The sequence below is a fragment of the Planococcus halocryophilus genome, assembly GCF_001687585.2.
Taxonomy (GTDB): Bacteria; Bacillota; Bacilli; order Bacillales_A; family Planococcaceae; genus Planococcus; species Planococcus halocryophilus.
The window spans coordinates 2,708,003-2,733,088 of record NZ_CP016537.2 but is presented as its reverse complement, the minus strand read 5'-3'; the positions used below and the strand labels follow the sequence as shown (position 1 = coordinate 2,733,088).

Genomic DNA, 25,086 nt, shown 5'->3' with positions numbered 1-25,086 from the left:
AAAAAAATGAAGACCATTGCAGTCAATATTGTCACTCCCGACGGCCCGGTATACGATTCAGAAGTATCTATGGTTATTGCAGTTACAGCAACAGGTGAGATGGGTATTTTACCAGGTCACATTCCTACAGTTGCTCCACTTGGAATCGGTGCAGTCCGATTGAAGAAAGAGAACTCTACAGAATTAGTTGCTGTAAACGGTGGATTTCTTGAAATCCGCCCTGAAAAAGTGACTATCCTTGCACAATCGGCTGAACGCGCGACAGATATTGATTTGTCTCGTGCTCAAGAATCCGCAAAACGTGCAGAAGCACTCTTACAGGCAAATAAAGATGAAATCGACTTTAAACGTGCAGAATTGGCGTTAAAGCGTGCGATGAATCGTATCAACGTTTATGAGGGTAACATTTAAAAGAAAAGCGTAAGAGCCCGTGTAGATTCGACGGGCATAAGACGTACTGACAAAGCGGCGTTCTTTGCCGCACAGTCAGGGTGGCTTATGATCCTAGAATCTGGGCACTGAAGCTAGACAGTAAGAAAAGCGAAAGCGGACAGAAGGGCAATTGACTTTTGTCCGCTTTTTCTTTTTGATAAATAAGTTGAATTACTATCGACGAAAGGATGGGTTATATGGAAACCATGATCGGGCAAAACGCTTTAATATCAATCTTTAGTCATATTTTCTTCACGGGTGTTGCTTTCTATGCAATGCGTGCATTAATGATTGAGAAATTGATTCACAAACACCATATTTTACAGGCACAAATTTTGTATATTTTTCTTAGTATTTCAATCGGGACCTTGGTATCTACTTTCTTCCTAAATATTTCATCTTGGTCACGGCAATTGCCTTACCTGTTTTAAAGTTGCCGTTTTGCCATGTCTTTGATATTCATGGCTATGGCAAAACGGCAAAATATTTATTTCCTGGGAAATATATTCTTGTATAAGGTTTAAATGCGTTATCAAGGGGAAAAGGTCTAATAGCTTGTTACTAAAATATGACTTTCTTCCCTGACGGACATAAAAATAACATGCTATTCGAATAACATAGAGTCCGAATCGAAATTCAGCACAAAATGAGAGTAAATTTGCTTGATTTTTATTAATAAAGAAGGTAATATGAGTAAGGTTTTGTTTCTTAAGAATGACATTGGACTTTATAACGTAAATAGGTATATATATATGAATATTAAACATATGGAGGGTATATTTGTGGATCAGATTATCGTAAAAGGCGGCCAAAAATTAAAGGGAAAGGTACGGGTAGAAGGAGCTAAAAACGCAGTTTTACCGGTATTGGCTGGAGCATTACTAGCTTCAAACAGAAAGAGCATTATTAAAGAAGTACCAAATTTAGCAGACGTTTATACAATTCAAGAAGTTTTAAGAAGCTTAAACGTATCTGTTGAATATTTCCCGGAAAAAAATGAAATGATAATTGATGCATCAGGAACTTTATCAAGCGAAGCCCAATTCGAATACGTTCGTAAAATGCGCGCTTCTATTTTAGTAATGGGACCGGTTCTTGCACGCAATGGTTTTGCGCGTGTAGCTTTACCAGGTGGTTGTGCAATAGGCTCACGTCCAATCGATCAACACTTAAAAGGATTTGAAGCAATGGGCGCGAGTATTACCTTTGGTAATGGTTTCGTAGAAGCTAAAACAAATGGCCGTTTACGCGGAGCGAAAATCTATTTAGATTTCCCAAGTGTTGGTGCTACGGAAAACATTATGATGGCTGCTGCGTTGGCTGAAGGTACAACTATTATCGAAAACGCTGCTAAAGAGCCGGAAATTGTTGATGTGGCTAACTACATCAATGAAATGGGCGGTCGCGTTATCGGTGCAGGTACGGATACAATGCGTATTGAAGGTGTAGAAGAAATGCATGGAGCTACGCATTATATTATTCCGGATCGTGTTGAAGCTGGAACGTTTATGGTAGCTGCAGCAATTACTGAAGGCGATGTAATCATCGAAAACGCCGTTCCTGAACACATGGCTGCCTTAATTTCTAAAATGGGTGAAATGGGTGTCGATATTCAAGAAACTGAAGAAGGATTACGTATTCGCTCTAACCGTCCACTTCGTTCAATTGATATTAAAACAATGCCACATCCAGGATTCCCAACAGATATGCAATCACAGATGATGTCATTAATGCTTACTGCAACAGGTAACGGCATCTTGACAGAAACTGTTTTTGAAAATCGCTTTATGCACGTGGAAGAATTCCGTCGCATGAACGCTTCAGTGAAGATTGAAGGGCGTTCTGTCATCATGAAAGGGCCATCTAAACTACAAGGCGCAGAAGTTGCCGCTACAGACTTAAGAGCTGCAGCTGCATTGATTCTTGCAGGTCTTGCTGCAGATGGAATTACACGAGTTAACGAACTTTATCATTTAGATCGTGGATATGTAGGCTTCCATACAAAACTTGCTGCTTTAGGCGCTGATATTGAGCGTGTAACTGTTGAACAAGTTGAAGAAAAAGTCGAGCAATTGGTCTAATACCATTTATTAAAAGCTTGCGGGGCTGGTTACCAGTTCCGCAAGCTTTTTTAATGGAACAAAAGGATGCAAGGATTTTTTGTCAATGCAATCCTCACTATGATAAAATGTTCAGTTAAGAGAAGGTTTTGAGTCCTATTAAAGGCCTTCATACTGGCAACTTAGAAAATAATGACTTACTTAACTGTTAAAGCATAATAAATGGCTTAAAAGGGGCGTGGGCTGAATGTTTTCTAAAGACATTGGGATCGATCTTGGAACGGCAAATGTATTAATATATGTTAAAGGTAAAGGAATTATTTTAAACGAACCCTCTATAGTAGCTAGGGACAGAAAAACTGAAGAAGTTCTGGCAGTGGGAAAAGAAGCAAGCAAAATGCTAGGTAGAACACCAAAGCATATTGAATCGATTCGTCCACTAAAAGACGGAGTCATCTACGATTTTGATGTGACTGAAGCCATGCTGAAGCATTTCGTGCACATTTTAAAACTAAAAGGTTTTATGTCCAAGCCACGTATTTTGATTTGTTGTCCGACAAATATAACGAGTATCGAACAAAATGCCATTCGTGAAGTCGCACAAAAAGCAGGAGCTAAAAAAGTATATGTCGAAGTCGAGCCCAAAGTAGCTGCAATAGGTGCGGGACTTAACATTTATCAGCCGAATGCTAGCATGGTTATAGATATTGGAGGCGGAACTACAGATGTAGCCGTTTTATCGATGGGAGACATTGTAGCGAGTGAAACGATTAAAGTGGCAGGTGATCGCTTTGATCAGCAAATTATGAAATATATAAAGCAAGAACATAAATTGTTGATAGGTGAAAAAACTGCTGAAAAAATGAAGATAGAACTCGGTACAGCAGGTAAACAGCTTGAAGAAAAAAAGATGGAAGTTCGAGGACGTGATATTTTAACTGGATATCCAAAAACTTTAACCATCAGTTCTTTTGAAATTGAACAAGCTTTGAGAGAATCAGTGGATGCTATTGTCGAAGCTACGCGTGCTGTGCTTGAAAAAACACCACCGGAACTTGCTTCAGATATTATTGAAAGTGGAGCGGTTTTAACTGGTGGCGGTGCAATGTTAAATGGTTTAGACCAACATTTATCTGAGAAATTAGCAATTCCGATTTCAATTGCAGAAAATCCGATGGAATGCGTTGTGCTAGGTACTGGTTTAATGCTAGAAGCAAAAGAAAATATTTTTCGCACTAAACAAACAAGGCCAAACAGCAGATAGCAAAAATCGCACTTTCTGGTTATAATAATTAGAGTTTAAAAATTCGTGTTTCAGTTGAAATTCGAGAATTCAGTAGATGGAAAGGTTGACAAAGTGAATGGCTGAACTGAAGAAAAACTTTTCTCTTCGAAAAAAAGCTAAAAGTGATGTGGCAGAACCAGAAAGTCCTAAAAAGACATGGTGGGTTCAAATACGCCTATTTCCAATTTGGCTACGTATAGTTATAGTGATCGCCTTAATCGCCTTAGCGGCTGTTCTAGGTGTAATGATAGGCTTTGGTGTAATTGGTGACGGTAGTCCCGCCGATGCATTGAAGTGGGAAACATGGCAGCACATATTAGATATTATGGGTGGCAAATAAAGCGTTACATGAAGTAGTTTATCGTGTATATTACCCTTTAATGTAGAAAAAGGAGATGGATCGTTTGTTGACAACTGAACAAATTCAAGCAATTTTACCACATCGCTACCCATTTTTGATGGTAGATCGCATTTTAGAAATCGAAGCTGGAAAAAAAGCTGTTGGTTTAAAAAATGTATCTGCGAATGAAGATTTCTTTAATGGACATTTCCCAGGTTACCCTGTTATGCCAGGTGTGTTAATCGTTGAAGCATTGGCACAAGTTGGCGCAGCGGCTGTTTTGCAGTTAGATGCGAACAAAGGCCGTTTAGCATTTTTTACAGGAATTGATAATTGCCGCTTTAAGCGACAAGTTATACCAGGAGATCAATTACGCTTAGAAGTTGTGTTAACAAAACTGCGCGGATCAATGGGCAAAGGGCATGCAATTGCTTCAGTAGACGGCGAGCTTGCATGTGAATGTGATATTCTTTTTGCTTTAGGACCAGTCGCTTCAGAATAATAATAAAATTTACTTGCGAAAAAGCTGTTGTTGAGAGTCATTTAGTGACTTTCGACAACAGCTTTTTTATTTATGGAATTTTTGGACGGTCTTATACTTCGTCTTTACGAAGTCCTGGACGAGTGCGCATATCAGTTTCAAATCGTTCAAGCAACTCTTGTCCTTCAAGTCCATCCTCTAACAGTTCAGAAAGAAGCGTTTCTGCGTATTTTCGACGAGCCCGTTTTAACGTACCTTTCATTAATATCGAAACATAATCGCCCATGATTTTAACATCTTTAACAACGACCTCAAAAGGTGCAGGTTCGTTTTTAGGATAAGAAATGACAACTTGTACAGCTATTGTTTCGTTACTTTCTTTTAGGCGATCAAAAGTTTCTTGGTGCGGTAAATCGATAAGCATCTCAAGAATCCACGAACGCTCTTTATTTTCCTGGTTTATGATGATGCCATCATGTACCGGATAATCAGTCACTTGATCTTCTTTATCAATGCCTAATGACAGCATTTTAAATGTTTTCATGCGGCGATGCCTCCCATACTAGCTTTGTTTCAGTATAGCATATTGAAGATTTAGTCCGCGAATCAAAACCGCCATTTTAAAATAACAGTATTTTACCAAATATGAGTTTTACTTAACGCTAAGATTTTGTGGAAAGCGAATAAATTCAAGAAAAGAAATCTCAATAAATCTTTTAGAAAATGTCAAAAATGAAATATGAAAGCAGAAAATCGACGAAAAATTATTTTTTCGATTTTGCAAAGAATTCAATCTTCTTAGTATGCTCTAAATAAGCAAAAGGAGGTGAGAAAATGAATCAAGTCGGAATTGTAGGTCGCTTAACAAAAGATCCCACGATGCGAGTCATGAATGAAGGTCGGATACATACTTCCTTCATCGTAGCAGTTTCAAGAAATTATAAAAATCAGAAAGGAGAAACAGAAACAGATTTTGTTCTTTGTTCCACCTGGGGAAGGCCTGCTCATAATGTCTCGAAATACTGTGTAAAAGGATCTTTAGTAGCTGTTACCGGTCGCTTACAATCGCGTTCCTATGATAAAGAAGACGGAACGCGTATTTACGTAACAGAAGTGCTCGGCGACCAAATCCGGTTCCTCGATAAAAGAAAAGCGCAAGAAGAAACCACATCTCAGCAAGAACCGCCGCAAAACGATGCAGACTTCGATTTCCAACCGCCAGGAACTGAACAAGTAAACGCATAGAAAGGAGGTACGTAGAGATGCCAAAAGATGTGCAGCTACAATTAGAAGTGCATATGGAGCAATTGATCGAACTAACCGCTTTGCTGCATCAACGATTGGCAGAAGCGGAGCGGGAACTAAGTGAATTGAAAACAATCTTCTGTGCTGTTCAAAAAGGGTAAGGTTTCATGTCTAAAAGGGGAAATCCGGCCAGGTGGGGACCTGGCCGGATTATTTGACGCTAGTTATAGTGAATAAGTAAACAGTTCTTTCAAGTCATTATCCGAAAGGTCGGTCATCCATTGACTGGATTGAATAAACTCTTCAGACATCGATTGTTTTTGAACCAATAGAGAATCAATTTTTTCTTCAATTGTTCCGATTGTCACAAACTTATGGACATGAACGAATTGAGTTTGACCAATACGATAAGCTCTGTCAGTCGCTTGATTTTCCACCGCTGGATTCCACCATCTGTCGGCATGTAAAACATGCGTTGCGGCCGTTAAGTTTAGACCGGTGCCGCCTGCTTTCAAGGACAAGATGAAAATAGGGAATTTCCCAGCTTGGAACTGAGCTACTAACGTATCACGCTGTTGTTTTGGCATGCTACCGGTTAAGAATGGCACTTCATGACCATACAACTCATTAATCGCTTGTTGCAGTATATGCCCCATACCGATGTACTGTGTGAATATCAAACATTGTTCCCCGCGTTCTGCAATTTCCCCGGCTAAGGTCACAATGCGCTCTAGTTTTTGAGAACGAGGAAGAATTTCAGCAGCGTTCGTATAAGGCTCTTTTAAATAAAGAGACGGATGGTTACATAGCTGCTTTAATTTGCTTAACATTTTCAATACAAGTCCTTTTTTCTCGAAGCCTGTGAGCGTCTCCATTTTCTGCACCGTGTCCTGAACCAAGCCTTCATATAGAGCGGCTTGTTCGGGTGTCAGTGGACAATATTCCAGCTGTTCCTGTTTTTCAGGCAAATTTAATTGCAAGTCCGGATCTTTCTTCGTCCGACGCAGCAGGAATGGCTGAATTCGCTGACGCAATTTTTCTTTATGTTCTTCAGAATTATCGCGTTCGATTGGAATCATGAAGTTTTCTTGAAATTGCTTGATACGGTAAAGGTAGCCTTTATTGATAAAGTCGAATATCGACCATAGCTCAGACAAGCGATTTTCAATCGGCGTTCCAGTCAAGGCAATATGATGATCTCCTTTGAATTTACGGATAGTACGCGATTGTTTTGTGTACATATTCTTGATGTTTTGTGCTTCATCGAGTGTAATGCTCGACCAATGCAAACTTTGCATTTCCTCGCCGTCAGAAGAAGCAATACCGTAAGTCGATAATACGACATCGGGTTTTTCTTTAGCTAAAAAGGCATTAAATTCTTCGCCTTTTGGACGGACACTGCCGTAATGCGTGACTACTTTCAAATCAGGAGCAAAGCGCTCTAACTCTTTTTGCCAGTTACCGAGTACAGAAGTTGGGCAAACAATTAGCGATGGTTGATCAGGTTTTTTCCCGTGAACATGTAGTAAATAAGTAATGAGCTGAACCGTTTTTCCAAGACCCATATCATCTGCTAAACACAGTCCAAAGCCTTCTTGTCGCATAAACACCAAATAATCAAAGCCGATTTTTTGGTAAGGACGTAGCTCGGTTAATAAATTTTGTGGCAATGTTGTTTCCGGTAAATCACGCTTATCAAGAAGTTTGTCGAGTAGCGTTTTTAAGGATCTATTTAAATGGAATTCAACGAGTGGATCATCTTCTTCAGTTGTTTCCTCAAGCATGATTTCCGGTACGTTTTGGAACAACATATCCTTAATGGTCCAATCGGCATCTTCTGCTTCTTCAATCATTTTCCGCAATTGCATCAGCAAGTTTGAATCCACACGTACCCATTCATTACCGATGCGGATAAATTCCTTGTTCTCCGAAACTAAGCGCTGAAAATCTTGCATGCTAAGATCATGACCATTTAACGAAAACTGCCAGTCAAAATTGATGATTTGGTCAAGACCGACAACAGAAGCTTTTTTAATGGTCGAGTTCACATTAGCTTTGACACGAATTTTTGATTCTTGAACAGCTTTTAACCAAGAAGGAATAGACACTTCAACTCCAAAAGCTTGCAAGATTTCTGCATCATTACGCAAAAACTCAAGAATTTCTGCATCTGTCCATTCAACATGGTAAAAACGGTCTTCATCAAAGCTCTCAATAGAAGGGCATAAACTTAGTAGTAAGGCTTGGCGATTTTTAATATCTGGCGCAAACGAACGCCATTTCTCTGGTAATGCTGTAGGTATAGGTTCATTTGTACGACGTTTAGAAGGAGACCAATAAACACTGCCACGTTTTGAACGCATAACCACTTTAAAAGACCAATATTCATCTTCATCGGGTTCGCTCAATTGCAGCGCAACCACATAATCATCAGCATCAGGTAAACCTTGCCAACCTGCTTGTTGGACAAAGCCTTGAATATAAGGCAGTTGGGCAACAGTCAAGCCTTTTTGACGCAATTGATGATGAATAGTATCGGCAAGAAACGCACGTATTTCGTTATCTCCATACTTTGCACTAATTACAATATCATCTGCTTCAACCGATACATGGTCCCATAAATTAGGGTCACTTAATGAGTCAGCGACTTTTTCAGCAAGCTTTAGCCAACTTTCATCTTCTGCACGTTGTCCAGCAAACGTCACGTAATGATGAGGTTCATTTTGGAACAAACGAACAAAATCAGCCGGTGTTAATACCAAATCCAACCCATCAGTTTGTGCAGTCAAGCCGTAAAAACTATCTTTATCCAGAAAATACAAGTACGACTTCCAGATTTCCGGTGGAATCCGATTGCCGGATTCATTGGCGGCCTGGATACGGAAAAGTTCTCCACGATTGATGGTTAAATAGTAGAGACGGCTTCCTTCAGTTTGGAATTGATTCATATAAGATTTCCTTTCTCGATCTCTTCCTGGAGTGCACGCAAGCGTTTATTCTGTGTGCGGATTTCAGTGATGTACGCAGTCCAAAACTCCATTTGACCGCTTTTTTTGCAGGCAGCTTTCATCTTTTTCCAGATGCGGACCGCTTGCTTATAGCTTGGGCGGTTACGCTCTTCCAGATAGGATAATGCATATCGGTGGAAAAGAGGAAGTACGTAATCCGGTGCTGCGTTTTGTACTTCTTTAAGACCACATTCCTCAGCAAAATACAAAGGAGAATTATGAAGGTGATGCAGTTCTGCCCATTGTTTATACATTTGTTTTTCGATTAAATAAGCCGAGTACGCTGGCAAGCCATAGTGGCCAAATTGCTTGAACAAATCTTCCCAATCTAGTTCACTTAATTCGATTTGTGAAAACAAGCGGCTAAGCGTTCGAACGTATTGATGACGGTATTGTGTGTAAAGTCCTTCAAATAAGAAGGTTTTGACATGGGGCTTGATCGCCAACAAAACATTCGTTAAGGCTTGCAGGTGATTTTCATCTTCAGCAAGAACAGCTAAAGCGACCCAGTCATGTGTTTCATTTGGTGATATTTTTTTAATATCCAGATCGTTTTTTAAGAGAATATTAAAGAAAGTTCTTAAACGTTCATCCGGATTTTTTAAAGCGACAAGTTCATTTTCACGGAGTCTACTTGTCGTATACAAATTGGTCCAAAATAGCTGGTAAAGGGAAAAGCGTTGTGAAAACGAAGAATCCTTCACTTCGATAAATTCCCGAACCAAAACTTTCAAATGTTCAAAAAAAGCATCTGCTTCGAATGTTCGGTGTTGCACGCGCAACTGTCCAAGCAAATCACGTAATTCATGAAGTTCGTCATCAAACCACGTTTTAAAAAACGAATGATGAACTTCTTGAGTGCCTGAGATGAACGTCGACCATACTTCAGTTAGCGAGATAAAATGAGCATAGGTACGGTAAAGGACTTTCCACTCACGTTCTAACGGCACGTAAGACAAAGCATTTTTTAAGCGCCCTTCATACATTTGTTCATAATAAAAATAATTGCGTGTCGTATAATCAGGAATGGCATCACGCCAAATGCTGCGGATTAGTTTGGTCCATTGCTCAGGAGAACGTTTTTCAGACAATAAGGCCATCTGTTTGCTTTCAGGTTCACGCCAAGTAGCCACCCATTCAGATAGAGAACCGATTTTTTGGTAAAGTGCAAAAATGACCGCCAACCGGTGGCGACACATTGGTTCTTGCGGACAAGCACAAATTGCCGTGAGCTTATCGAAGTTAAGGATTACCTTAACAGAATGTGCATCTTTTACAATTGCCTCGAGTAGGAGGCGTTCTTCATTGAATGACTGAATCTGGACCCCGTCATGCCGCACTAAAAAGACTGCTTTTCGAACCATTTCTTCATCCAACGCACGGGTCGGCAGAAGTGATTTGTCGATAGCAGCCATATAATTGTGTATTGTATCTTCGAATCTTTTCGCCAGGGATTGAACCGTAGCCATATGCATCGCCCCAAAATAAAACTTTCCCTCTATTATACGTCTTTCAGACTGCTCCGTAAATGATGAAGAATAGTTAGTGGGGAAACAGGTGAGAAACCCATGCATTTATTTTTTTCGGAATATTGTTTTATGTAAGTTAAATGGTACTATTAAAGTAGTAAAGACCTAATTATATTGTTTCGGATAGGAGAATGTTCGTTGTTCAATTCGTTTATTTTAGAAATTCCTGACTTGCGCTCTGTTTTGCATCCAAAGGACGTGTTGGGTTGGGAAGTAGTCTATGCGAGAGCTGAGTTGGTATTTGGTAAGATCAGTTGGCAAATTTCATCAGATGGTGATTGTTACAGCATTCAAGACCCACGTATATTTCCGGATTATTTGGAGCAGGTGCAAGTCGATTTCAAAATGAATCGAATTGTTTTTTATAAACGAGAAATGTCCGATGAAGAGTTTCAGCATTTGGTGGCGTATATTATGGAGAAGGTATCGATTTATATCAAACCGAACGAAATGCATTTTATGGTTATGCCTCCGCGTCACCGTCATCAACGAATGCGCACACGAAAATAATGTAACCGTTCTCTAAAGCTTGTGAGCTAGCCATAGTAGGTAGCTGATGGGCTTTTTTATTTCTGGGATTGTGAGTCTCAGCTGGGGGGATAATTTGTTGTTGATAACATATAAACAATATCAACTGATTCTTAAGAGGGGATAAAAGGTAGCGGCAATAGCGTTTTTATTATAAAAAATGTGACAAAATGGTTTCGGAAACGTCTACTATATAAGATAATTCTTATGCATTTCTATTTTCGAATAGATGTTTTTATGCTATAATTAAGGTAGTCAGAATATTTAAAAAATAAAAAGAGGGGTGATTATAATGTTGCATGTAAAACTTATGAAGCCGTTCTATACGAAGAAAGAAGGGCATCTAGTTAAATTTGTGTTCGCTTATCAGTATTTCTCAATTATGAAAGATGACGAGCTGTTCCACTTTATTCCGGTGGAAGGTAAAGAAATTATCGTCAACCTCAATACGTTTCAAGTAGAGAATCTTTCTGAAGTGTTCGTCTTCCAAAAAGGCAATCGCTTTATCCGCTTGCCTCTTTACCAATTGTTGCTCGTGTCTGATATACACAAACATCTCCAAGCAATACTGCAGGAAGAAAGAGAAGAAGTAATTGAGGTAAATGACCAAACGAGAAAAGAAGCGACGGATGCCATTCATTTTTTAGAACAGGCAAACTACAGTCGCATGATTGATGAAGCGCTAAGTTCAGGAGACCGGGCGATGTTTGATGCATTATTGACCCAACAGCGAGAATCAGAACAATTACATGGAGGTTTGTAAAGTGAATATAGCAGCCTATGGATAAAAACGTCTTTCCGGATCAACTGGGAGAGGCGTTTTTAAATGCGGAAAAATCCATATTAAAAGCCCTTTTCCGATGGATTCGGAAAAGAGCTTTTAAGTATCTGCGTTATTCATAGGTCACCCCTTACATCAAAGTATAAAAGTTGATAAACAGCATAACTGCTGTAGAGCCAGCGATTCCGATTGCAAGATCTCCCCAACCTAGTTCTAGTACTTTATCAAAATTCATCATCTTCATCCGCTCCTTTTACAAAAGTTTTTTTTGGAAGATCTTACTGTAAGTTAAGCTGTTTGCTAACTTGTTTTTAGTATAAATGAATGATTTATAATAAACATCGTACAAAATAACTAAAAATTCTAAAAAGTAAAATAAAAAGATTTTATTTCTTCTAATTTTGTTAACAATCGGTAGCGGTTCGATTGAACTCTTAATGCGGTATTGGTACATTGAGTCATAGTACTGAAGAAAGACTAAATCAGTAAAAGGAGTAGATTTTGTGAGAACGTTACCAAAACGATTAAAAAAAGGCGATACGGTTGGTGTGATTTCACCTTCAAGTCCGCCAAATCAAGAAAATTTAATAAAAGCATTGCCGTTTTTAGAAGAGCTCGGCTTAAACGTAAAACTTGGCAAGTCAGTTTACGAAGTTAACGGCTATTTAGCTGGAACAGATGAAGAACGCTTAGCCGATTTGCACGCAATGTTTGAAGATCCAGAAGTATCCGGTATTTTTTGTGCAGGCGGTGGGTACGGCGCTGCACGATATGCAGATCAAATCGATTACGCCATGATTAAAGAAAACCCGAAAGTATTTTGGGGCTATTCGGATATTACCTTTTTACATACAGCAATTGGCGAATACGCAAACTTAGTGACGTTCCATGGCTCGATGCTGGCATCAGATGTAGGGAAACCAGAATTTCACGAACGCAGCAGACGTATGTTCGGCCAATTATTTGGACCATTTGAATTGCATTACACAGAAGAAGTATCGCCACTTGAAACAATGGTAGGTGGAGTGGCACAAGGTGAGTTAGTGGGAGGAAATCTGTCGTTGATTCGCAGTGCAATCGGTACTAAGTTTGATTTAGATGTAAAAGGTAAGATTTTATTGATTGAAGATGTGGATGAAGAACCGGCTGAAGTGGATGAAATTCTCAACCATTTGCGCATGGCACGAAAATTTGATGAAGCTGCGGGTATTATTATTGGCGATTTCAAAAATGCCGAGCCGAAAAAACGCAAGCCATCGTTGACGTTAGAACAAGTATTAGACAATTACTTTAGTGATTTGAAAATTCCAGTTGTGAAAGGCTTTAAAATCGGACATTGCGAACCGCATTTTTCTGTTCCGTTGGGTGCTCTTGCTAAACTAGATGCAGATGCTAAAACTTTAACAATTCTTCCAGGTGTCGAATAACACAACCGAAACGGAGTGAATAATTTGTTGCAGACAGAATCTACGGCGTGGGTATGTAGTGTTCCCGTTGCAACCGTTTGGACTGCGCCGGAAAAAGCGCGTCCAGTCGATGCAGAAGGAATTGCGGAACATCCCAATATCAATAACTGGCTAAAAAGCATGAGCCAAGAAGACAATCAAGATTTGGTTAATGGTAACCGAATCCAAACGCAACTGCTATACGGGGAACCTGTGTTGATCGAGGAAGTAGTAAACGATTGGGCGAAAATCATTGCGCTTTGGCAACCATGTCAAAAAGATGAGCGTGGCTATCCCGGGTGGGTACCTGCTAGTCAATTAAAAGAAGTCGAAAACTTAACGGAACTTGGCTATGCTCGCGTCAAACATAATAAAGCACAGCTTTGGACAGAAGATTTCAAACCGCTAAAAGTCGTGTCGTTTAATACGATGTTGCCGGTCAAAGAGATTGGCGAGTTTATTCGGCTTCAAACGCCAGATGGGGATGCATTAGTGATGACAGAAGCTGTCGAAATCGTTAGTGCTTACAGTCAAAGTCCAAAAGGAAGTGGAGTAGATATTGCCGAGCTTGGTGCGGATTTTTTGGATTTGCCTTATTTATGGGCGGGGATGTCGAGCTACGGCTTAGATTGTTCAGGGCTTACGTATAATTTAATGAAAGCAAACGGCGTAATCATTTCACGCGATGCTGTGGATCAAGTATTAGAAGGTTTTGAGGTAGATCCGAGTGCTGCTGAATCTTGGCATATTGGAGATTTATTGTTTTTTGCTCACGAAGAAGGCAAAGGGAAAATTCATCATGTCGGCGTGTATTATGGCAACGGGCTAATGCTGCATTCGCCAAAACCTGGGAAGTCAGTTGAAATCATCGAACTTGCAGGAACAAAGCATGAAGTGGAGTTATGTGCCATCCGCCGATTTACAGAAATCGAAGACAGAGAAGACTAGAATAAAGGCAACGAAAAGCAGCGTTTCTTTAAAGATGAAATGGAAGGCAATTTATGCTATAATAGACAGATAGCGTTTTAAAAAGAGAGGCGTGGTATTGATGGCTTTCCAACCCCATGAAAAAGAAGTATCAGAATTCGTAGCAGCACGCTACATAGGCGAATGGATTTCTTTCACTCGTAACGGCGTCGATGTTAACGGCACCATCTTTAAAATTATGGACAACTCGGTGATTGTTGAAATTTCACCAGAAGACGCAAAAGAAATTGGTGCGGCATCCAACATGACCGTAATTTCACATAAGAAATACCGCATTATCGAAGCATAATTCGATAGAGTGAAAGGCTGCTCCTTGTGAGCAGTCTTTTTTTGTTTGGATTTTTTGGGGAGTTGTTGCTATGTGAACGAAATAGAGATTTTATGTGCACTTGGGTGAAATATGGGAGGGTTCATGTAAAAGGGGGAAAAGTTCAGGTAAAGAGCTGGAAAGTTCGGGTAAGAGGAGGCAAAGTTGCTGTAAGAGCGTAGATTCATGTAAAGAAGTGAAAAGTTTAGGTAAGAGTGAAAAAAGTTCATGTAAGAGCCAGAAAAGTTCGGGTAAGAGGAGAAAAAGTTGCTGAAAGAGCATGGATTTATGTAAAGAAGTGAAAAGTTCATGTAAGAGTGAAAAAAGTTCAGGTAAAGAGCTCAAAAGTTCAGGTAAGAGGAGGAAAAGTTGTTGTAAGAGCATGGATTCATGTAAAGAAGTGAAAAGTTCATGTAAGAGTGAAAAAAGTTCAGGTAAAGAGCTCAAAAGTTCGGGTAAGAGGAGGCAAAGTTGTTGTAAGAGCATGGATTCATGTAAAGAAGTGAAAAGTTCATGTAAGAGTGAAAAAAGTTCAGGTAAAGAGCTCAAAAGTTCAGGTAAGAGGAGGAAAAGTTGTTGTAAGAGCATGGATTCATGTAAAGAAGTGAAAAGTTCATGTAAGAGTGAAAAAAGTTCAGGTAAAGAGCTCAAAAGTTCGGGTAAGAGGAGGCAAAGTTGTTGTAAGAGCATGGATTCATGTAAAGAAGTGAAAAGTTCATGTAAGAGTGAAAAAAGTTCAGGTAAAGAGCTCAAAAGTTCGGGTAAGGGGAGAAAAAGTTGCTGTAAAAGTATCCATTCATGTAAAAGAGTGAAAAGTTCATGTAAGAGCCAGCAAAGTTCAGGTAACCACTCAAAAAGTTCATGTAAAAGCCAAAAAAGTTCAACTAAAACAAAAATCCATCATAGCCACGACAACACTGCAACCACGCTGCTATGTCTTTTGGCTCAAACGGTTTAAATATTGAAGAATGTGCCAGCTAATGCGTTCCAAAGATGACACTTTTTTGGTAAAGTATAGTGAAGCAGAACGTCAATTGCCTTGAAAGGAACTTTACGCATGATATCAGATTTCAAATTCTGGCACTTTTTCCCGAGACAAGGACAACTTATACATAATATAAAAACGACAGAAATGCGCGATGTCAACAAGCGCATTGCCTGGATCTTTGCGATGGGCCTTATCGTATTCGCAATGGGTGAGATCTGGGGCATGAATACAGATTCATTGACGCCGATTTTAGCAGCAGGAATGTGGGATGCTTATACATTAGCCCGCTGGACTTCTCTTGTGGGGACACTTCTTTGGGCAGGTTTTTATTTGGCTTTTCACCTTTACGGAGCGGCTTTTTTGTTCGGGAAAATCGTGAAAATGGCTTGGCGCGCGGCACTCATTATGCAACTATACGTGCTTGCGTTGCTGATTATTGAAAAAGGATTGATATTCTTATTGTTTGCGTTGACCGGCTTTACGATGTCCGTATCGATTTTCTCGTTTGGACCGATTGCCGCTACATTTTTAGATCATCACTTTTTGATTTATTTCTTTAATCAACTGACGCTTTTCACGTCGCTAATTATTGCCGTACAATATCGATTTATCCGCAGCTTTACAACAATTAACCCGAAACTGATTTTATTTGGCTTGATCATGCTCCACATATTGGCGGCGTTAATTGTCGCATCGTTTAGTTTGATTCCGACGGATGATATGCTGAGCGGTTTTATGGATGGGGGGAGTCTTTTTGAATAGATTTTATTTTGTTGGGTTGTCTGTTGCAGTGGTGGCTTTTTTAACGGCTAATGGCCTTTTAATGTTTGGCGAGAAAAGCATTTTGCCGAAAAGTGTCTATGTCAGCGATTATGAACAAGCGTACACCGGTACATACACCATCGATTTGTTTAAAGAGGCATTGACGGCACCGCAAGAAACTGTGGATATTTATGTGCAGGACCATGAAGCGCTGCAGCAATGGACGGTTCAAGAAGGTGACAGTGTAACCGCTGGATCAGAACTGGCTGTATTAAATGAAGCGGAAACGGCGGATCAGCGAGCGGTATGGGAAACGCAGAAAATTGCGTTGGAAGGTCAGCGTAACGAAGTGAGTAGTTCACTCGCCACGCTTCAGCAGGCTAAATCTTCTCAAAGTGGACCGGTTTCACAAGATGCATCCAATAATTCCGAAATCACCAATGAAGACGGAGAGACCATTGAGTTTGATGTCAATGTTTCTGTTGGAGTAGCGGTCCCACAAGATGGTTCATACGCTGCAGGCATCGCTCAAGCTGAACAAGAACTCGCTTCGATCGAATCGCAATTAGCGGTGCTAGAGGCGCAATTAGCGCAAAGTCTTTCGAATCCGTCAGTCATCAGCCCAGTAGATGGCGTGGTATCCAAAATCAACCGAGAAACAGAACCGCTAAGCATTGAAATTTATTCGAATGAAAAAATATTCCTCAGCTATGTACTTGAAGACGAATGGCCATTAGTCGAAGTGGCAGATTCAGTCAAAATTCAAGGAGAAGGCATTGAAGGTATCGCTAAAGGAACGGTTCAAAGTGTTTCCGAGATGCCTGCTGAAGAGTCGAGATGGCTAGAAGCTTATCGTGAATTAGAACCACAAGAACAAAACAATCCACTAGCGTATTATGAAATACGAATTGCAGTAGAGTTGCCGGTCGAAAGCAAATTGCCTTTCGGTAGCAATGTCAATACAGCAATCACGTTAGAAACAGCAGAAAATGCGGTAGCACTTCCAACACCATGGCTGTTCGATTATGACGGAGAAGTTGGAAAAGCGCATACCTTGAACATTAACGGGCGACCAAAGACGGTACCTGTAACTGCTGAGTTTGAAAAAGGAGCAAAAGCAGTATTGGCAAAAGGTCCTGAAGCTGGCACCGTTGTGATTCACGAAGAGAAACTGGAACATTTTGTTGCGCCTCCGAAAGTCTTTATGCCTTTCCCGAGTCATCAACCTGATTTTGAAGTCGCCAAAAACACGGATTGGCGTGCGTATGTTGAATATTTACTGGCACGTTAATAGACCAGATCAACCCGAGAGCCACTGCTTTCGGGTTTTTAGCTGTTATAAAAGCAAGTCAATCGGGTTAATCTAGAGCAGACAATAGTGTACGATAGATGGAGATTAAGAAAAACGGACGGGAGTGTATGGGATGGAAGAAACGGATTGGCGTTTTAAAATAGCTCACCGAGAAGCGTGGATTGGTGTAGGCTTGGCGATATTTAATTTTATTTGGTGGTTTGGTTTTGCATATGGTTTAGGCTCACGTCCTGTTGAAGAATATAGTTATATTTTCGGCTTACCAGATTGGTTTTTTTATAGCTGCGTTGTCGGCTTTGTGCTGATCTGCGTGTTGGTGATTGTCATCGTTAAATTCTTCTTCACCGAAGTCCCATTTGATGAAGAGGGGGATGTCTGATGAATTACGCAGTATTAGTCCCTATGCTGGCATTTTTATTGATTATCTTTTTTATCGGCTATTGGTCGAGCCGGAAACTATCGGCATCTTCTAACTTTATTAGTGATTATTTTTTAGGTGGTCGTGAACTAGGTGGTTTCGTATTAGCTATGACAATGGTCGCAACATATGGCAGTGCATCGAGTTTTCTTGGCGGCCCTGGAACTGCCTATACGATGGGCTTTGGTTGGGTACTGCTCGCTATGGCGCAAGTGGTAACAGGCTATTTCGTTTTGATGATTCTAGGGAAAAAATACGCCATTATGGCGCGTCGCTATAAAGCGATTACGATGATTGATTTTTTGAAAGCTCGCTACAATAGTACGATTGTTGTGTTATTATCTGCTTTTAGCATTATCGTTTTCTTGTTTTCTGCCATGGCCGCACAATGGATTGGGGGCGCACGTCTCGTCGAATCACTGACAGGCTTATCGTATAACTCGGCCTTATTTTTATTTGCTATTAGTGTGCTGGTGTATGTGACCATTGGTGGTTTCCGCGCGGTTGCCTTAACTGATGCCGTGCAAGGAGCGGTGATGCTCGTCGGAACGCTTGTATTATTGATCGCTGTTATTATCGCAGGTGGCGGGATTCCCAATATCGTCAACGATTTGATCAATGAAAACCCGAACTTGGTTACGCCATACGGCGCAGATGGTAATTTGACTGCCGCTTACGTATCATCATTTTGGATATTGGTTGGAGTCGGCGTTGTCGGCTTGCCACAAATTGCAGTACGCGCCATGTCGTATAAAAATTCACGTTCAATGCATCGGGCGTTAATTATCGGCACAATCGTTACGGGATTTATTATGCTTAATATGCATTTGATCGGTGTCTTTGCACGTCCGGTTATGCCAGGCATTGAAATTGGAGACAAAGTCATTCCGCTTATTGCGCTAGAAACTTTGCCGCCGTGGGTTGCAGGCATCGTACTTGCTGCTCCAATGGCGGCTATTATGTCGACAGTCGATTCATTATTATTACTTGTCAGTTCGTCGATTGTTAAAGACGTTTACTTGAATTATGTGAAACCTGACGCCACAATGAAAACCATTAAACGGATCTCGTTTGGCGTTACAGGCATACTTGGAATTATCGTTTTCTTACTTGCCTTAAATCCGCCAGAGCTGCTGATTTTTTTGAATTTATTCGCATTCGGGGGTTAGAAGCGGCGTTTATTTGGCCGATTGTTCTTGGTTTGTATTGGAAATGGGGCAATAAATACGGAGCGATTGCATCAATGGCGACGGGGATTATGAGTTATATCGCCATCCATTTTTACAATATCGAAAACGGCAATTTGTTCGGCGTACATACGGTGACGCTGCCCGTGCTATTGTCACTTGCAGCTTTTATCGCCTTTAGTTTGTTGATCGACAGAAAAGCTTATCAATACAATGTTCAATTAAATAAATAAAATAAAGACTTCTCTGCGGAAAGTCGAAAGAAGGTCTTGGCGATTGAATAAATGGAAAATCTACGGCATCTTAACAGCTGTAATGATTGTGTGGGGCTTTAATTTATCAGCTGTCAAATACATGTTGGGTTATGTAGACCCTGTCACGTTAACGGCTTTTCGTATTTTGTTAGCGGGATTATCGGTAATGGCCATACTCGCAAGCTTTAAAATGTTACGCTGGCCAGCCAAAAATGAATGGAAATTTATATTTCTCGGGTCTTTACTTAATGTTGTGGCACATCATTATTTCTTATCAAGTGGCTTATCGATTACGACGGGTTCAAATGCCGGATTGATTTTAGGGACGGGTCCAATGTTAACAGCTGTGCTTGTGTCGCTCATTATGCGCAATTACCCGTCAAAACTGCAATGGCTCGGTGTGGTCATTGGGTTTGCCGGTGTGGCTGCGACAGTGATGGTTGGAAGTGGTGCGACATCTGGGTTAAACGTAGGAGATATCTTTGTTTTCATATCCATATTGGCTCAAGTGTTGAGCTATATTGTTATTGCCAATGCAGCTCGTACACTTGATCCACGCATTTTGACAGGTTATATGTTTGTGACAGGTTCACTCGTATTGTTTATCATTTCACTCATACAAGAACCAGGGGAAATCCAAGCGTTCGCGTCAGTGCCTATATCATTTTGGATCGCTTTTGTGTTCTCCGCGATGCTCGGAACAGCGGTTGGCCATATGCTCTACAATTACTCAATTGGACAAGCAGGACCAACAAAAGCGGCGATCTTCATGAACTTGAATACCTTGTTTTCATTAGTCGGCGCAAGTGTGTTATTAAACGAAAAAATCACTTCTGGTCATATTTACGGATTAGTACTTATTGTAATCGGTGTGTTATTCGGTTCAGGTGCAGCGGAAGACTTATTGAAAAAACGCAAAAAGCGGCTCGCACGTTGAGTCGTTTTTTGTGGGGGGGATTCGAGAAAAAGTCAATGTATTACGAACATAGGAGTTTTTTTGCAGCCCTCTTTTTATTTGGAGTACAAGTAACTATAATGAGAAGTAGATAGATAAATAGATAGCTTTAAGCAACTAGAGGAGTGAAGAGCCGTGGCTACATTATGGGGAACGCCAGAAAAATTACAGGAATTATTATGTGAACTTGTCAGCTGGAAAAGTATGACTTTAACAGATGGAGAAGTGGAATTTTCTTACAAGCTAAAAGAGAAATTGATGGAGCTACCATATTACCAGGAACATCCTGAATATATTAGCGCAAGTGAAGTGAATTGGGAACGCCAAAGCATCACTGCACTTTACAAACATCCAGAAGCAGTGGATACCATCGTCTTGCTTAGCCATTTTGATACTGTGCACACAGGGGAATATGGCGATTTGGAACCTTTAGCATGTAGTCCGGAAGAATTAGGCGAAGCCTTTAAACTTATTCGCGACGAATTAGATGCCGATACATTAAGTGATCTCGATTCAGGAGAATATTTATTTGGCCGTGGCACGATGGACATGAAAGCCGGACTTGCGCTTCACATGTCATTGATTGAAAAAGCTTCTATCGAAAATTGGCCGATCAACTTACTGCTCTTAACAGTTCCAGACGAAGAAGTAAACTCAGCAGGCATGCGCTACGGAGTATCGAGATTGCTCGACCTTGAGCGTGAGCACGGCTTAGAATATATTCTATTCTTAAACGGTGAGCCTGTCTTTGGAATGAAACCCGGAGATACCTCCCATTATTTATATACGGGATCTATTGGGAAAATTATGCCCTCCGCTTTATTTTATGGTAAAGAAACCCATGTTGGGGAACCGCTATCAGGCATCACATCGAGCTATATCTCAACTTACTTAACACATCGTATGGAATGGAACACAAGCTTTAAAGAAGTGGTTTACGGAGAAACAACACCGTTGCCAGTAACGCTAACGCAACGTGATATGAAACTAGAATACTCAGCACAAACGCCTTACCGCACTTCTGCGATGTACAACGTTTTCACAATGGAACGCAACGCAGGAGAAGTTTTCGACATTTTTGAGAACATCGCAATCGAAGCAGCAGCCCATTGCGAACGGGATTACCACGCCATGTGCGAACGTGAAAATATCGAACCCGTCGGTGGTATCAACGTCATGCGTTATGAAAAACTAATCCAATACGCACGCAATAAATTCGGCCACGACTACATCACAGACTTATTGCACGACACATTAATGATGCCGGATTTAGACATCCGTGAAAAATCTATGCACGTCGCAGACATCTTGCTCATTAACTGCCAAGAATTGACGCCGGCAATGGTGCTTATGTTTGCACCACCTTATTACCCGTCCGTCAACTCTTCCGAAAATGAACTCGTTAAACGATGCGTCGAACAAGTCACAGCAAACGCCAAAGAAAAATTTGACCTCGAAGTCAAACAAGGTCATTTCTTCAACGGCATCTCAGACTTAAGCTACGTCAGCTACAACGACCAAAGTGACGGCTGGGTAGCGTACGAAAATAACACACCTGTTTATGGCGATTCATACAGCATCCCATTCCAAGCGATGAAACAGCTAAAGGCGCCTGTCTTAAACGTCGGTCCTTACGGAAAAGATGCCCACAAACGTACAGAACGACTACACATCAAAAACACATTCGAAGAAATGCCAGTACTGTTAGAAGACATGATCCTCTCGATACCCGTAAAAAGTCGCCACTAAGGCGGCTTTTTTTTTGTAGGGAATTGCGATTCAGATAAAGAAGCGAAAAATTCATGTAAGAGTGTGAAAAGTTCAGGTAAAGAGCTCGAAAGTTCATGTAAGAAGAGGAAAAGTTGCTGTAAGAAGTGCGATTCATGTAAAGAAGCGAAAAGTTCAGGTAAGAGCGGAAAAAGTTCAGGTAAAGAGCTCGAAAGTTCATGTAAGAAGAGGAAAAATTGCTGTAAGAAGTGCGATTCATGTAAAGAAGTGAAAAGTTCAGGTAAAGAGCTCGAAAGTTCATGTAAGAGGAGGAAAAATTGCTGTAAGAAGTGCGATTCATGTAAAGAAGTGAAAAGTTCATGTAAAGAGCTCGAAAGTTCATGTAAGAAGAGGGAAAGTGGCTGTAAAGATGCTGGATTCATGTAAAGAAGCGAAAAATTCATGTAAGAGTGTTAAAAGTTCAGGTAAAGAGCTCGAAAGTTCATGTAAGAAAACAAAAACTTCGTATAAAAAGAAAATCACTTATGCTTTGTGGCTTTTCGCTCGCGAAAAGCGTCTTTTGGGGTTGGGTATATCGGTTTTAAGGGGTTTGGATGAGAGTGCTTTTAATAGAAACTTCATATAGCAATACTCACACACTCTCTCCAAATCTGAGATTTGCCCCGCATAGCTATATCAAAAATCATATTTGGATATAAATGGCAAATCGCTAAAAACCCTGCTAAACTAATAAAAAAGGAGGGAGTTTATGATTATTAAATACCGAGAAAAACCAGCAAAAATAATGGGCTACGAAGCGTTATTAAAAAGGATTTCACCCACTCACCCAAAGCGCGCTACCATCAAAAATACCCTCAACAATGCCAGAGCAGGTTTTGGTGGGGAAGAGCGTTTGGACGAAGCGCTCGATTATTTCGATCCGCCTTATGCGTATCAACTCATCCAAGATTTTTCATTGCCCGCACCTTACAAAATTCAAGTCGATACCGTTTTGATTACGCAAAGTTGTGTAATTTTGCTTGAAGTCAAAAACATTACAGGGAAGCTGCAATTTAAACAAAATCCGAGTGCGCTCCATTCAATTTTGGCCGATGGAGAAATTAAGAGCTATAAAAGCCCTATCACGCAAATGAACGAAACGGCGATGCGCATGGGAAAATTCATGAAAACACTTGGATGCAATTTGCCGATTTCTAGCATTATTGTCATCGCTCACCCTTCGCAAATCGTCGAAAATGCGCCTCAAAACGCCCGGATTTTAGCGGTCGGCGAACTCAACTTTTATCTTTCGAATTTAAACTTGCCAAAGCCAATCCTTTCTATAGAACAACTCTACCAGCTTGGCCACTCATTCCTCGCAGCACATCAAAGCTATCAACCTTTTCCACTCGCTCCAAAATTTCAAATTGAACAATCCGAAATCGAAAAGGGTGTCTTTTGTCCACGCTGTCATTTCGGGGAAATGACGAGAACCAAAGTCACTTGGGAATGCGAAACGTGCAGGCTTATCAGCAAAAACGCTCACACCGAAACACTACAAGAATGGTTTATGCTAATAAAATCTACTATAAATACAGCGGAATGCCGCGATTTTATCGGACTTAAAAATTTAGACATCGCTAAACGATTTCTTCTCAACAACAACTGCCAGCCAGTAGGTGGACGCAAACACCGGAAGTATATTTATCAACCACTTCACAAATAAAACTAGTTTCTCGTAGAACTCGAAATATCTACTGTATAAACGAGAAGTTAACTAGTAAAAAGAGTGAACACCCAGGTAAGCCAACATAACCACCCACACCCAACCCCATTTAATTCTTCACCCCACTCATGTACAATCAAACTATAAAAGCATATTCATCAAACCAAAGGAGACCATCATATGAACATCGAGCAGCAAATACTTGAGTATTTTAACCATTTTCATACACATCCAGAAGTGAGCTGGAAAGAAGTTGGAACGACAAAAAAACTAGCAGCGATCATGACGGAGCTAGGCGTGAAGCATCACACGTTTCCAGATGTGACAGGGTTGATTGCTGAGATTGGTGAGGGTACGGAAGTGGTTGCGGTGCGCGCGGATATTGATGCTCTTTGGCAAGAAGTCGATGGCAAATTGCAAGCCAATCACTCTTGCGGCCACGATGCCAATATGTCGATGGTGCTTGGGGCGTTGCTATATTTAAAAAATGAAACACTAACGAAACGTGTGCGTTTTATTTTCCAACCGGCAGAAGAGTTGGGGAACGGATCATTGTCGATGATTGAGCGCGGGGCAATTGATGAAGTGTCGCATTTATATGGTGTCCACCTGCGTCCTATCGAAGAATTGCCGTTTGGCCAAGTGACACCAGCCTTACATCACGGATCTGGAATTTTCTTGAGAGGGAAAATTACGGGAGTCGATGCACACGGTGCGCGCCCGCATCAAGGGAAAAACGCCATCGACGTGATTGCGGCCATCCATCAATTCATAAAATCAATTTATTTTTCTCCATTTGAATCGTATTCGGCAAAGTTGACGCACATTCAAACGGGCGGAGATAGCTTGAACATCATTCCGGGGAGTGCCAACTTTGCAATGGATGTTCGCTCGCAGTCGAACGACTTGATGATAGAACTTCAGCAAAAAATTGGTGAAGGATTAGCGATTATTGCAAAACTACATGATGTTGAAATCACGTTCGAGTGGACGGATTACACACCTGCCGCTGAAGTATCAGAAACAGCGATGCAAATTGCGGATGCAGCGATTCGAGATACACTTGGAGACGCGGCAACTGCTCCGCCAGTTCATACGACGGGCGCCGATGATTTTCATTTTTATACGATCAAAAAACCGCAATTGCATGCGGCAATGATTGGCATTGGGGCAGATTTAACGCCAGGACTGCATCATCCAAACATGAGTTTTAACCACAAGGCACTTGATATAGGTGCACGAGTGTTAGCGAATACAATAAAATCGACGTAAACAAAAATAACTTAATATACTAAAAATTCTTAAGTAAGAAAAATACATGATAAAATAATAGAGCCGACATCCGAGAC

General features: G+C 40.7%; 23 protein-coding genes and 1 pseudogene. 21 read left to right on the top strand and 3 right to left on the bottom strand.

Annotation, left to right across the window (positions count from 1 at the left end):
- Positions 1-6: 6 nt before the first annotated feature.
- The 6 genes from BBI08_RS13505 to fabZ all read left to right on the top strand — a co-directional run bounded on the left by BBI08_RS13505 (position 7) and on the right by fabZ (position 4,619).
- Positions 7-411: a F0F1 ATP synthase subunit epsilon gene (locus BBI08_RS13505; RefSeq protein ID WP_008496906.1), complete on the top strand. Its 405-nt coding sequence runs from the start codon at positions 7-9 to the stop codon at positions 409-411.
- 218 nt (positions 412-629) lie between these two features.
- A complete protein-coding gene (locus BBI08_RS13500) occupies positions 630-863 on the top strand; it encodes a DUF1146 family protein (protein WP_008496907.1) in 234 nt (77 codons plus the stop codon).
- Between the two features lie 351 nt (positions 864-1,214).
- Positions 1,215-2,513, top strand: coding sequence for a UDP-N-acetylglucosamine 1-carboxyvinyltransferase (gene murA, locus BBI08_RS13495; protein WP_008496909.1), 1,299 nt, complete (start codon positions 1,215-1,217; stop codon positions 2,511-2,513).
- A 226-nt stretch (positions 2,514-2,739) separates the two neighbouring features.
- The gene (mreB, locus tag BBI08_RS13490) at positions 2,740-3,756 is read left to right on the top strand and encodes a rod shape-determining protein (RefSeq protein ID WP_008496910.1); all 1,017 of its coding nucleotides are present in this window, start codon (positions 2,740-2,742) and stop codon (positions 3,754-3,756) included.
- A 97-nt stretch (positions 3,757-3,853) separates the two neighbouring features.
- A complete protein-coding gene (locus tag BBI08_RS13485; RefSeq protein WP_008496911.1) occupies positions 3,854-4,117 on the top strand; it encodes a DNA-directed RNA polymerase subunit beta in 264 nt (87 codons plus the stop codon).
- A gap of 64 nt (positions 4,118-4,181) precedes the next feature.
- On the top strand, positions 4,182-4,619 hold the full coding sequence (gene fabZ / locus BBI08_RS13480; protein WP_008496912.1) for a 3-hydroxyacyl-ACP dehydratase FabZ: 438 nt from the start codon (positions 4,182-4,184) through the stop codon (positions 4,617-4,619).
- Positions 4,620-4,710: 91 nt separating this feature from the next.
- On the opposite strand, the gene BBI08_RS13475 is transcribed toward fabZ, so the two are convergent.
- Complete coding sequence (locus BBI08_RS13475) at positions 4,711-5,142, bottom strand: YwpF family protein (RefSeq protein ID WP_008496913.1); 432 nt, start codon at positions 5,140-5,142, stop codon at positions 4,711-4,713.
- Positions 5,143-5,432: 290 nt separating this feature from the next.
- On the opposite strand from BBI08_RS13475, the gene BBI08_RS13470 reads away from it, so the two are divergent.
- Together BBI08_RS13470 and BBI08_RS17150 are read left to right on the top strand one after the other, a co-directional pair.
- The gene (locus BBI08_RS13470) at positions 5,433-5,843 is read left to right on the top strand and encodes a single-stranded DNA-binding protein (RefSeq protein WP_008496914.1); all 411 of its coding nucleotides are present in this window, start codon (positions 5,433-5,435) and stop codon (positions 5,841-5,843) included.
- Positions 5,844-5,860: 17 nt separating this feature from the next.
- Positions 5,861-6,004: a hypothetical protein gene (locus BBI08_RS17150; RefSeq protein ID WP_008496915.1), complete on the top strand. Its 144-nt coding sequence runs from the start codon at positions 5,861-5,863 to the stop codon at positions 6,002-6,004.
- Positions 6,005-6,067: 63 nt separating this feature from the next.
- On the opposite strand, the gene BBI08_RS13465 is transcribed toward BBI08_RS17150, so the two are convergent.
- Both BBI08_RS13465 and BBI08_RS13460 read right to left on the bottom strand, forming a co-directional pair.
- The gene (locus BBI08_RS13465; RefSeq protein ID WP_008496916.1) at positions 6,068-8,791 is read right to left on the bottom strand and encodes a DEAD/DEAH box helicase; all 2,724 of its coding nucleotides are present in this window, start codon (positions 8,789-8,791) and stop codon (positions 6,068-6,070) included.
- Positions 8,788-10,326: a hypothetical protein gene (locus tag BBI08_RS13460; protein ID WP_237146547.1), complete on the bottom strand. Its 1,539-nt coding sequence runs from the start codon at positions 10,324-10,326 to the stop codon at positions 8,788-8,790. The genes BBI08_RS13465 and BBI08_RS13460 overlap by 4 nt, the downstream gene beginning before the upstream one ends.
- Before the next feature lie 192 nt (positions 10,327-10,518).
- Here BBI08_RS13460 and BBI08_RS13455 point away from each other — a divergent pair, with 192 nt between their 5' ends.
- The 13 genes and pseudogenes from BBI08_RS13455 to BBI08_RS13390 all read left to right on the top strand — a co-directional run bounded on the left by BBI08_RS13455 (position 10,519) and on the right by BBI08_RS13390 (position 25,009).
- Positions 10,519-10,890, top strand: coding sequence for a hypothetical protein (locus tag BBI08_RS13455; protein ID WP_065528213.1), 372 nt, complete (start codon positions 10,519-10,521; stop codon positions 10,888-10,890).
- Positions 10,891-11,200: 310 nt separating this feature from the next.
- The gene (locus tag BBI08_RS13450; protein ID WP_008496918.1) at positions 11,201-11,671 is read left to right on the top strand and encodes a hypothetical protein; all 471 of its coding nucleotides are present in this window, start codon (positions 11,201-11,203) and stop codon (positions 11,669-11,671) included.
- Between the two features lie 521 nt (positions 11,672-12,192).
- Positions 12,193-13,116, top strand: coding sequence for a S66 peptidase family protein (locus tag BBI08_RS13445; protein WP_008496921.1), 924 nt, complete (start codon positions 12,193-12,195; stop codon positions 13,114-13,116).
- A 24-nt stretch (positions 13,117-13,140) separates the two neighbouring features.
- Complete coding sequence (locus tag BBI08_RS13440) at positions 13,141-14,082, top strand: C40 family peptidase (RefSeq protein WP_008496922.1); 942 nt, start codon at positions 13,141-13,143, stop codon at positions 14,080-14,082.
- A 100-nt stretch (positions 14,083-14,182) separates the two neighbouring features.
- Positions 14,183-14,410, top strand: coding sequence for a DUF2187 family protein (locus BBI08_RS13435; RefSeq protein ID WP_008433044.1), 228 nt, complete (start codon positions 14,183-14,185; stop codon positions 14,408-14,410).
- A 1,075-nt stretch (positions 14,411-15,485) separates the two neighbouring features.
- A complete protein-coding gene (locus tag BBI08_RS13430) occupies positions 15,486-16,178 on the top strand; it encodes a hypothetical protein (RefSeq protein ID WP_040850564.1) in 693 nt (230 codons plus the stop codon).
- Positions 16,171-17,469, top strand: coding sequence for an efflux RND transporter periplasmic adaptor subunit (locus BBI08_RS13425; protein WP_040850565.1), 1,299 nt, complete (start codon positions 16,171-16,173; stop codon positions 17,467-17,469). The genes BBI08_RS13430 and BBI08_RS13425 overlap by 8 nt, the downstream gene beginning before the upstream one ends.
- 133 nt (positions 17,470-17,602) lie before the next feature.
- Positions 17,603-17,869 carry a YhdT family protein gene (locus tag BBI08_RS13420; protein ID WP_008496926.1) on the top strand — a complete coding sequence of 89 codons (267 nt, stop codon included), beginning with the start codon at positions 17,603-17,605 and terminating at the stop codon, positions 17,867-17,869.
- A pseudogene (gene panF, locus BBI08_RS13415) lies at positions 17,869-19,328 on the top strand (sodium/pantothenate symporter). The gene BBI08_RS13420 and the pseudogene panF overlap by 1 nt, the downstream one beginning before the upstream one ends.
- Before the next feature lie 43 nt (positions 19,329-19,371).
- On the top strand, positions 19,372-20,286 hold the full coding sequence (locus tag BBI08_RS13410) for a DMT family transporter (protein ID WP_008496928.1): 915 nt from the start codon (positions 19,372-19,374) through the stop codon (positions 20,284-20,286).
- 153 nt (positions 20,287-20,439) lie between these two features.
- A complete protein-coding gene (locus tag BBI08_RS13405; RefSeq protein WP_008496929.1) occupies positions 20,440-22,053 on the top strand; it encodes a M20/M25/M40 family metallo-hydrolase in 1,614 nt (537 codons plus the stop codon).
- 727 nt (positions 22,054-22,780) lie between these two features.
- Positions 22,781-23,737 (top strand): nuclease-related domain-containing protein, encoded by a 957-nt coding sequence (locus tag BBI08_RS13395; RefSeq protein WP_008496930.1) that lies wholly within the window; start codon positions 22,781-22,783, stop codon positions 23,735-23,737.
- Positions 23,738-23,917: 180 nt separating this feature from the next.
- Positions 23,918-25,009, top strand: a complete 1,092-nt coding sequence (locus BBI08_RS13390) for an amidohydrolase (protein WP_008496931.1) — start codon at positions 23,918-23,920, stop codon at positions 25,007-25,009.
- The last annotated feature ends 77 nt before the right edge of the window (positions 25,010-25,086 follow it).